An 8,115-nucleotide genomic window follows, 5' to 3' on the forward strand; every position below is an offset into this window, starting at 1 on the left:
GTTCTGCGTGTCGGCTTTCAGCCTCTCATTACAAAATCATGTGAGATCCCCGCGCGGATAAAAATCTATTGTAGTATAGTTACAACAGATTGCTCTGATTTAACTGAATAAGAAATTATTCTAATTATTTTAATTTCTTTCAGTTATCATTAAATCTGTGTTATCAGTGAGATCCGCGCGGGGAAATTACCCAAAATACCATTGCTGAATAGTTACTATTTTTAGTAAATTTCAAGCGCAGCGCCTTGTCTCTTGGGGTTGAGGATAATAATCTCTGTGCCCTCTGTGCCTCGGTGGGGGAGCTTGCAAAAAATCTCGGTGGGGGAGTTTGCAAAATTCACTCTGTGCTGCATGAGTTTTTAAAAAATATTGCTATTTCTGATTGCTGGTTACGTCTAAATGTGTAAATTTGCATTCATGAAACTATTGCATGCGATATTGACCGTTTTTCTTGCGCCGTTGCGGCTTATGGTGCTGGATGCTATGCTTGTGCGCATTCCCGATGCGTTGCGACGGTAAATAAAATATTAGACCTAACTATATATGTCAACAACCAACCAACATCTTGAAGCTTTGCGCGATGCCATGCGTCGCGTCAATGTGGATGCCGTGATAGTTCCCGGCACCGACCCCCATCACAGCGAGTATGTGAGCGACTACTGGAAATTCCGCGACTGGCTCACCGGGTTCACCGGCAGCAGCGGCACGGCAGTGGTCACCCTCGACAAGGCGGCCTTGTGGACCGATTCGCGTTACTTCATTCAGGCTGCCATGCAGCTCGAGGGCACCGAGTTTGAGCTTGTGAAAGAACACATTCCTGGCGAACCCACCGTCGAAGAATGGATGCAGCATAATCTAGAATTAGAATCGGTGATAGGCATTGACGGGCGCTTGTTCTCCTGTGTCGAGGCCAACGCTCTCGAACGCTTCTGCGGCGAGAACGGCTTCATGCTGGCTACCGAGTTCTATCCTGCCGACCTCGTGTGGAAAGATCGCCCTGCACGCCCCTCGGCCACTGCCTATGTGCACGACGAGGCTCTTGCCGGCGAGACTGTGGCCAGCAAGCTCGAGCGCGTGCTCGGATGCGTTGAAGACGCCGGCGCCGATGCCATGTTCATCGCTTCGCTCGACGAGATAGCATGGCTGTTCAACCTGCGTGGTAGCGACGTTGAGTTCACACCGGTAGCCATCGCTTTTGCCTATGTGAGCGAGAACGATTGCAGCCTGTTCATTGACAGGAACAAAGTCACCGACGAGGTGGAGCGCCACCTCAAACGATATAACGTGCGCGTGCGCGACTATGACGACGTGACCCGCTATCTCGAGCGTCGCAGCGAGCACGACACCGTGCTCATCGACCCCGACCGCGTGAGCGATGCTCTGGCAGCCGCAATGCCTTGCATGAAGGTTTATGCCGCTTCGCCCATCGTGGCAATCAAGGCTGTGAAAAACGATGTGCAGATCGACGGCACACGCCGGGCCATGGAGCGCGACGGCGTGGCGCTGGTGCGTCTGTTCAAGTGGCTGGAAGAGAATGTTGCCAGCGGCAGCATCAGCGAGGTCGATGTGTGGACACGCGGCAAGCAGGAGCGCGCACGCGGCGAGAACTACCGCGACGACAGCTTCGCCATGATATGCGGCTACCGCGACCACGGTGCTATCGTCCACTATCAGGCCGATGACGAGAGCGCTTACACCCTCAAACCCGAGGGACTGCTGCTCATCGACTCGGGCGGACAATACCTCGACGGCACCACCGACATCACACGCACCGTCACCCTGGGCAACCCCACGGCACAGGAGAAACACGACTTCACCCTAGTGCTCAAGGGACACCTGGCACTATCGCGCGCCAACTTCCCCGCAGGCATCTGCGGTGTCAACCTCGACCTGCTCGCACGCCAGCCGCTGTGGGACGAGAACATGAACTTCATGCACGGCACAGGCCACGGCGTGGGGCACTTCCTCAGTTGCCACGAGGGACCTCACGGCATTCGCATGCAGATCAATCCCACGCCCCTCGAGCCCGGCATGGTGGTGAGCAACGAGCCCGGACTTTACAAGGCAGGACAGTACGGCATACGCACCGAGAACCTGTTGCTAGTCGTTGAAGGAGAGAAGACCCAAGACTACGGCACCTTCTACCGCTTCGAGACACTCACACTCTTCCCCTACGACCTCAACCTTATCGACCTCGCGATGCTCACCCCCGTTGAGATAAAGCAGATCAACGACTACCACCGCACAGTGCGCGACCGACTCACCCCCTTCCTCACCCCCGACGAGGCACAATGGCTAGCCGCAAAGACACGGGAACTGTAAGCCATACAAGGGTTTTGCAAACTGTAATTTACAGTCTAGCATATAAATAAATTCAAGTTTCGCAGGATAATGTAATTTTTGCTAAATTATTGTCCAGTAGGACAATATCTGAATAACAGGCGATATTGTAGCAATATATAAAAACTAACAAATACAAATATTATGGCATTAATCAAGCAAGTAAGGGGCTTCATCCCCAAGATAGGTAAAAACTGTTTCCTTGCCGACAACGCCGCCATCGTGGGCGACGTCACAATGGGCGATGGGTGTAGCATATGGTTCGGCGCAGTGCTGCGTGGCGACGTCAACACCATCACCATAGGCGATCGCGTCAACATACAGGACAACACCGTCGTGCACACATTATATGAGAAAAGCGTCACCGAGATAGGCAACGACGTGTCGGTGGGCCACAACGTGGTGATACACGGCGCCAAGATATGCGACAAGGCACTCATCGGAATGGGAGCTGTGGTCATGGACCACGCCGTGGTGGGCGAGGGTGCAATCGTAGCTGCCGGCAGCGTAGTCCTCGGCGGAACACAGATAGGCCCCAACGAACTCTGGGCTGGCAGCCCCGCCAAGTTCAAGAAAATGGTCGATCCCGCCCAAGCAAGCGAAATCAACGTCAAAATCGCCCGCAACTACCTCATGTACTCAACATGGTATGATGACCAGACAGTAGAACCCCTACCCAATCCATAAAGGGTAGCAATCCATAGAGGGGTAACTATTCACCAATGGAACTCCCCGCGCGGATCTCACTGATTTTTTTTCATTGAAAATATATAGTGGATTTTTTAGACCTCAGGGAGGTCGTAACTTTGGTTAACCGCTGGTCGCAGACCTGCGGACTGCGGGTGGGGGGGTGTGAAGTGTAACAAAATCGCGGTTGAAGACCGCTACCTCGAAACGTGCAAGGTTGCGGTCTTCAACCGGGGTACAGTATATCGCGTTTACCCTGCCCTGCCTTCGCTTGCGCTCAGTTAGGACAGGGTTATGTGCAGAACTGCGTTCTGCGTGTCGGCTTTCAGCCTCTCATTACAAAATCATGTGTGAGTGAGATCCGCGCGGGGAACCTGCAAAAAATCTATTGTAGTATAGCTACAACAGATTGCGCTGATTTAACTGAATAAGAAATTATTCTAATTATTTTAATTTCTTTCAGTTATTATAAATCAGTGTTATCAGTGAGATCCGCGCGGGGAGTTCCATTGGTGAATAGTTACATATTATGTAAAGCCACTTTAAAACTTGCTTGCTATGCTGTGGGGCACAGCGGCGCGGTGGGTGAGGATGTTGATGGTCTTGGCGCGGAAATAGGCGCTTGACACATAGATGTAACCATCGTAAATCTGGTTAGTATCCCACGAGTTCTTCACCTTGTAATACTTGTTGCCCTTCTGGTCGCGGGCGATGCCCACGATGACCATGAGGTGGTCATCTACGGTCTCATATGAGTCAAACATGCGCTGGCGCACCTCTTGCGTCACCTCAATCTCGGGTTGAGGACCGTCGTACTTATACATCTCGACGTTGCGGTCTTTTTGGGGCAGTTTGTCCCAGCGTGCCTGCTCTTGCTTGCTCATCGATTTGGGCGCGGGCATGATAGCATATCCGTTGTCCCACTGCCATGTCTTCTCGCTCATGTCGGCCGACCACGCCACGGCATAACCGCTGCCTATGGCATTGTCAACGATTTGTTCCATCTCGTCGAGAGGCACGTTCTTCATTTTAGCCCACAGCCAGTTGTCAGGTATCTCGATGATAAATTCCTCGTAGAACGGGTGATGCGTGAACGACGAGAACGCCTGATAGTCCTTCATGTTGAGTCCCAGCGACTGCGCGTAGGTCTTGGGGGTGTACTCCTTGCCATCTACGGTGAACGTCTCGGGCACCTTGCCCAGATAGGCATCGAGGATGCCGTTGATGGCTCCCTTCCATGCTGTGGTGTAGCGGGTGCCGGGTTTGGCTACGATACCTTTCATGTAGCCTTTCATGCCGGCAACGAGCTCGCGGTGGTCGTGCTTCTCCTCGCCATATCCCATGCCGTTATAGACGCTCTCTGGCACCATGCCATACTTGTCCCAGGCGTAGGGCACATCAAGGATGCCACCGCCCTGGTTGAAGCGCATCTCGCCCTCCATGCGCATGAATTTCTGCGCCTTCTCGGGGTAGAGCATGCGCACCACATACATCTCGCTCAAGTCCACCTCACGGCCGCTCGTGCGCAGAATCTCACATTCCATGAAGGCACACATCGAGAAGCACCAGCAGGTGCCTGTCTCATACTGGTCCTTGATGGGGGTGTCCTTCACCACCTTGGTGTCGGTAAACTTGAATCCTGTGCTCTCGGGGGTGACCACATCGGCCACGGCAGGCGTGAGGCTGGCACCTGCCAGAAACAATGCTATGAGTGATTTCTTCATATCTTGATTTGTTTTGTAGTTTTTGTTTAATAAAATTTTCTTTTTCAGGTGAATATTCACCGATAGAGTTTTTTGCTGACCCCCCGCGCAGATTCACGGATTTCGAGGATATTATTTTTGAATAAATTTCATCCGTGTGATCTGCGAGATCCGCGCGGGGAGTGCTATGAAAATGCATCAATATAAAACCCTCGTAGCAAAGGTACTACTTTTTTGCGAAACAAACAAGTGCTTCACCTCTGCTTTGCGGCGGCGGAGAGGAACTTGTGGCCCCAGCGGCAGTAAATGCACTTGCGGGCGTCGCAGTATTCGTGCTTGAGCTGGATGAGGGCCTGCGAGGCGAGGGCACTGTCGCTTTTCAGGCCGGCAGCCGCAAAGGCAAGGACTATGGAGTTTTCCTCAGGACGCAGTTCTTCAAGCAGCGACACGGCACGGTCTATGTATTTCTCGCTGCCCGTTATCTCGCCGTAGGCATAGTAGAGTGGGGCAACGGTGTTGATGAGTATGATGTCGATGGAGCGTTCGCCCAGGGCGCGGGTGGTCATGTTGCTCTCCTTGCCCAGAGTGTAGTGGGTTGACCAGTAGCCGCTCAATTCCACCCTGAACAACTGACGCAGCTCCTTCTCGCTGCTGGCGTCGAGGATGGCTTGCATCAGGTTGAAACCTCCCTCGATGTAGTGTGCCATGAGCGCGATGCGACGGTAGGGGAAATTCTGCGGACGCATGCGGAACACTTTCCACGCCTCGCCCTCCATGGGCTGCAAGGAGAATTTGTTGGACAGGAACGAGTATTCGCGCGCTAGCTGCTGCGCATAGGCGTCGGTGGCTGCGGTCTTGGCATCGAGCATGCCCGCCTGGCCGTAGAGCAACGCCTCTATCTGGAACAGCGAGTCGCTGTGCTTGTGCAGCAGCCGCAACGGCGTGCGCCGCGCCAGCCGCTCCATGGCGTCGCTGTTCACGCCGAATCCCAGGTTGCGCGACAGGGTCACGTAGCACACCTCCTCCCAGTTGCCGCAGGTGGCACTGTGCAGTTGGGCGATGCGCTCCACCTTACTGTGGAGGCGTTCGAAGGCGAGCGACTGTATCCAGTCGGTTATAGCGAGCCGTGGCAGTGTGTGCAGCGATGCTGCGCAGGGTATCTCGGTGCGGGAGTTGATGAGGCGGTCAAGGCTCTCGGTGAACCGCGGCGCCACCTGCAACACGAGTTGCGGGATGCGGTCGCCCGTGGTGCGGTACACCGGCGCGTCATCCTTCTCCACCACATGCAGTATCACGCTGTCGTAAGCCTTATCGGAGTCGTGGCCATGGCGCCGCCAGTCGCTGGCACGCACGTGGATTTCGATATTGCCCACCCACACGTTGCCGTCAATCTCCACCTTGGCGTTGAAAAAGTCGGGACCCTGATCAGTGTTGAGCATGCCGGGGTCAAGCACACGCACACGGCGGCCATCGTTGGTCACCATGTCCTCACTGCACCACAACCGGTGCTGCCACACATACTGCATTATCCTTTCCATAAAAAAGAGTTATTGTAAAAAGTCATCGTCATCGTAGCGAGCGAAGCGAGCGCATCGTCATCGTAAAAGGAAGAGTCATCGTCATCGTAGCGAGCGAAGCGAGCGCATCGTCATCGTAGCGAGCGAAGCGAGCGCATCGTCATCGTAAAATTTCATCCACGATGTGACGGTCGTTGCTCAGGCGCGGCACCTTGCGCTGCCCTCCCAGTTTGCCGTGGGCAGCGAGCCACTGGTCGAATGTGCCGCGTGGCACCACCCTCACGGTGGGTGGGTCGAGGAAGATGTCGCCGGTGCGCTTGGCCTCGTAGTCGCTGTTCACGCTCTTGAGCGTGGCATCGAGCACCTGGGCAAACTGCTCCATCGACTCCGGCTCACGGTCCAGCTCCACGAGCCACTCGTGGCGTCCGCGCGTGGTTGTTGTGGCAAAGACTGGCGCGGCGGTGTAGTTGAGCACGTTGATGCCTGTGGCATGCGATGCCGCGGTGATGGCGTGGTCGGCATTGTGCACCATCAGCTCCTCGCCAAAGGCATTGATGAAGCAGCTGGTGCGGCCTGCAATCTTGATCTTCACCGGGTTGAGCTGCTCCACGAGCACGGTGTCGCCCAGGCGGTAACGCCACAGTCCGTTGCATGCGGTGATCACCAGCTCATAGGTCTTGCCGGCTTCGATTTCCCATATCGGATACACCTCGGGAGTGCAGCTCTCGGCATCCTCGATGGGTATGAACTCATAGAACACGCCCACGTCGAGCAGGAGCATCATTGCCGTGGTGTCCCACGACGACTGCACAGCGAAGAATCCCTCGCTGGCGTTGTAGGTGTCAAGGAAGTGCATCTTGCTCATGTCGCACAGCTGCTCATACTGCTTGCGGTAAGGAGCAAACGAGATACCCCCGTGGAAAAACACCTCAAGGTGGGGCCACACCTCGTGCAGACACTGCACACCCTTGCGGCTCATCACCTCCTTGATGAGAGTGAGAAACCACGACGGCACGCCGCTCAAATTAGTGATATCCTCATTCATGCTCGCATCGACCAGCGCAGGCAGTTTCTCCTCCCAGCGTTCCATGAGCGCAACTTTCTTGCTAGGCACACGCATGAGGTTGACGAGCGGATTCATAAACTCGATGAGGTTGGCCGAGAGGTCGCCCACCATCACCCCTCGCGGCAGCTCAAGCTCATTGGCAAAACTGCCACCCAGTATGAGTGCCTTGCCAGCAAAGATGCGGCTGCTAGGGTTGAGGTTCAGGTAATGCGCCACCACATCGCTCGCACCCTGGTAATGGTTGAGCTTGAACGAGTCTTGCGTGATGGGAATGTACTTGCTCTTGCCTCCCGACGTGCCCGACGACTGCGCGAAGTTCATCACACGTCCGGGCCACAGCAGGTCCTTCTCGCCCTTGATCATGCGCATCACCGTGGGGCGCAGGTCCTCATAGGTGTAGAGAGGCACGCGGCTGGCAAAGTCGCGGTAGGTGCGGCACGTCGAGAAGTCATACTTGCGCCCCAGCTGCGTCAAGGCAGCCTTCTCCACAAGAGAGACCAGCGTGCCTTGCTGCACACTGTCGGCATACCGGATGTATCGAGTCTGCTGCTCAAGGCGGCTCCTGAAATGCCCCCTGACAAGCGGGGTGAAATTTATCATATCAATTCTATATTAAACTACTGATTACGAGTATTTAAACTGAAAGAAATTAAAATAATTAAAAGAAATTTTATTCTTCTGTCTTTATGTTCTTATGTCAAAAAAACTGCGTGTTACACTGAAAGAAATTAAAATAATTAAAAGAAATTTTATTCTTCTGTCCTTATGTTCTTATGTCAAAAAAACTGCGTGTTACACTGAA

At 54.1% G+C, this 8,115-nt stretch carries 5 protein-coding genes; 2 read left to right on the forward strand and 3 right to left on the reverse strand.

The features are described 5' to 3' along the window. Positions 1 to 543 precede the first annotated feature (543 nt). Together ACKI3C_RS04740 and ACKI3C_RS04745 are read left to right on the forward strand one after the other, a co-directional pair. A complete protein-coding gene (locus ACKI3C_RS04740) occupies positions 544 to 2,322 on the forward strand; it encodes an aminopeptidase P family protein (protein WP_407402574.1) in 1,779 nt (592 codons plus the stop codon). 162 nt (positions 2,323 to 2,484) lie between these two features. Then, on the forward strand, positions 2,485 to 3,027 hold the full coding sequence (locus ACKI3C_RS04745) for a gamma carbonic anhydrase family protein (RefSeq protein ID WP_407402576.1): 543 nt from the start codon (positions 2,485 to 2,487) through the stop codon (positions 3,025 to 3,027). Between the two features lie 542 nt (positions 3,028 to 3,569). Here the strand turns inward: ACKI3C_RS04745 and ACKI3C_RS04750 are convergent. The 3 genes from ACKI3C_RS04750 to ACKI3C_RS04760 form a co-directional block, all read right to left on the reverse strand. Further along, on the reverse strand, positions 3,570 to 4,751 hold the full coding sequence (locus ACKI3C_RS04750; RefSeq protein ID WP_407402578.1) for a C1 family peptidase: 1,182 nt from the start codon (positions 4,749 to 4,751) through the stop codon (positions 3,570 to 3,572). 233 nt (positions 4,752 to 4,984) lie between these two features. Next, positions 4,985 to 6,268: a DUF2851 family protein gene (locus tag ACKI3C_RS04755; protein ID WP_407402580.1), complete on the reverse strand. Its 1,284-nt coding sequence runs from the start codon at positions 6,266 to 6,268 to the stop codon at positions 4,985 to 4,987. A gap of 139 nt (positions 6,269 to 6,407) precedes the next feature. After that, entirely contained in the window at positions 6,408 to 7,910 is a 1,503-nt protein-coding gene (locus ACKI3C_RS04760; protein ID WP_407402582.1) for a GH3 auxin-responsive promoter family protein, read from the reverse strand. Between the last annotated feature and the right edge of the window lie 205 nt (positions 7,911 to 8,115).

Origin of the sequence: Sodaliphilus sp., assembly GCF_045598405.1 — a bacterium.
GTDB lineage: Bacteria > Bacteroidota > Bacteroidia > Bacteroidales > Muribaculaceae > Sodaliphilus > Sodaliphilus limicaballi.